Here is a 647-nt window from a genome sequence, read left to right as displayed (position 1 = left end):
TCGAACAGGCGCACGCCCACGCCGTCTTCAAGCCCCTTGATCAGGGCACTGAAGGCCGGCTGCGACAGATGGCAGCGCTGCGCGGCCAGGGTGAAGCTGCTGAGCTGGGCCAGGGCGATGAAGGCATCGAGCTGGCGGGAGGAGATATTCATCGGGTTTTTGGATAAGTCGATCCGAACAATCGATTTCACAGATTAGCAGCGGCTGCCTACATTGGCTCTCATGGACAACCTGGAACCCTCTCTTGCCCCGGACAGGCCCCCGCTGTGGGTGGGCTGCGCAGCCGGCTTCTCGGGCGACCGCACCGATGCCGCCGCGCCCGTGGTGCGCGCCCTGGCGGCCAGCGGCCAGAGCGCCTGCCTGATCTTCGAGACCCTGGCCGAGCGCACGCTGGCGCTGGCCCAGCTCGCGCGGCGCGAGCAGCCCGACGCGGGCTACGAACCCCTGCTGGAGGACCTGCTGGAGCCCGTGCTGGCCGATTGCCTGGCGCATGGCATACGCATCGTCAGCAACTTCGGTGCGGCGAATCCCGAAGGCGCGGCGCGCTGCATCCAGCGGCTGGCGCAGCGCCTGGGCCTGCGCGTGCCGCGCATCGCCGTGGTGCATGGCGACGATGTCAGCGGCCCGGCGTACCGCGGGGCGCTGCG

Annotated in this window: 2 protein-coding genes; one reads left to right on the top strand and one right to left on the bottom strand. The window is 69.4% G+C overall.

What is annotated here, in order from left to right:
* Positions 1 to 152 (bottom strand): helix-turn-helix domain-containing protein (locus tag L995_RS32485; RefSeq protein WP_156136143.1); only part of this gene is annotated, 152 nt, incomplete at its 3' end.
* A 70-nt stretch (positions 153 to 222) separates the two neighbouring features.
* On the opposite strand from L995_RS32485, the gene L995_RS26685 reads away from it, so the two are divergent.
* Positions 223 to 647, top strand: a 425-nt coding sequence (locus tag L995_RS26685) for an acyclic terpene utilization AtuA family protein (RefSeq protein WP_047474353.1), incomplete at its 3' end; no start/stop codon positions are given.

The organism is Delftia sp. ZNC0008 (assembly GCF_000799035.1).
GTDB lineage: Bacteria > Pseudomonadota > Gammaproteobacteria > Burkholderiales > Burkholderiaceae_C > Comamonas > Comamonas tsuruhatensis.
This window is presented reverse-complemented; position numbering and strand designations above follow the sequence as displayed.